Annotated in this window: 1 protein-coding gene; it reads right to left on the bottom strand. The window is 76.9% G+C overall.

The annotated features are described in order from the left end of the window. The coding region (locus AOK22_RS39020; RefSeq protein ID WP_482255574.1) for a VMAP-C domain-containing protein at window positions 1–1,130 on the bottom strand (1,130 nt) is incomplete at both ends.

The raw sequence follows: 1,130 nt of genomic DNA, 5'->3' as shown, positions 1-1,130 counted from the left end.
GTGGTCCTCGGCCTCGCGGTCCCACAGCACCACCGGGACGCCGAGGGCCAGGCAGAGGTCGAGCAGCTGGGCCCGGAGCGACGGCGGGCCGTGCAGGACGACGTGATTGGCGTCCCGGTGGCTGGAGTTGAGCAGCGCGGCGACCTGCCGGCCGTCCGCGCAGCTCGGGTCGATGACCAGCACGCGGCCGTGCCCGTCGCCCCAACGGCGGCGGTGTTCCACCTCCCGGCGCGGCACCCGGCGGCTCATCTCCGGGCAGCGCAGCGTGAGCGGGAAGGAGGCGCCGAGCGGGAGGCTCGGCACGAACTCGTTGGGGCTGCCCGCGTCCCATTCGTCGACCGGCAGATGGAGCCCCGCCCGGTCGACCTCGATCTCCACGGCGGGCAGTTCGTCACCGGACCGTTCGGCGCCCTCACGGATCAGCGCCCCGACCTGCTCCGGCGTCAGGGGCGCGTCCCCGGCGGTGGTCTCCAGGCGGCGCACCGAGCCGTCCGCGTGCTGCTGCCAGAGCCTGCAACGGTAGCGCTCGGCCCGTTCCGTCCCTTCGCCCTCCGGCTCGCTCCGGGTGAGCCGGGCGAGCAGCCGGGTGACCGGGGGTGTGTGCGCGCCCGCCCAGTGCGCGGCGTCGGCCCTGCGCTGGTCGCGCGCGGCGGGGTGCACGCCGAGGCGGGCGCAGACCCGTTCGCTCCAGCGGCCCAGCCGCTCGCCGAGGGGGCCGCCGACGGCCGCGGCGATGAACTCCACCAGATGGACGAGCGCGGGCACCCGCGGCGTCCCCGCCGGTACGCTGCCGCCGTCCTGGTAGTCCTCCAGGTCCGTGATGACCTGTGCCAGCGCCTGCGGCGGCAGCCGCGCGGTGCACAGGGCCGCGGGGAGCGGGGTGTAGCGCAGCGCCTCCTGGGCCGCGCGGGCGGGCAGGGCCGGGTCGGCCAGGACGACGAGTTCCAACTGCCGCTCCAGGAAGGCGTGCTCACCGCGGGAGAGCAGCCCCGCCGCGTCGACCGCCCGGCCGATGCCGAGCAGCGCGGTGAGCCGTTCGGGGCGCGCCCCGCAGGGCCCGGCGGTGAGCAGGGACTCGCTGAGCGTGGGCAGGGCGCGGTGCCGGGTCAGCAGGACGGCGGTCAGCTCCT

This window comes from Streptomyces silaceus (genome assembly GCF_001419745.1).
Classification (GTDB): Bacteria; Actinomycetota; Actinomycetes; order Streptomycetales; family Streptomycetaceae; genus Streptomyces; species Streptomyces silaceus.
The sequence above is the reverse complement of the archived record's forward strand: the minus strand, read 5'-3'. Positions and strand labels throughout refer to the sequence as shown.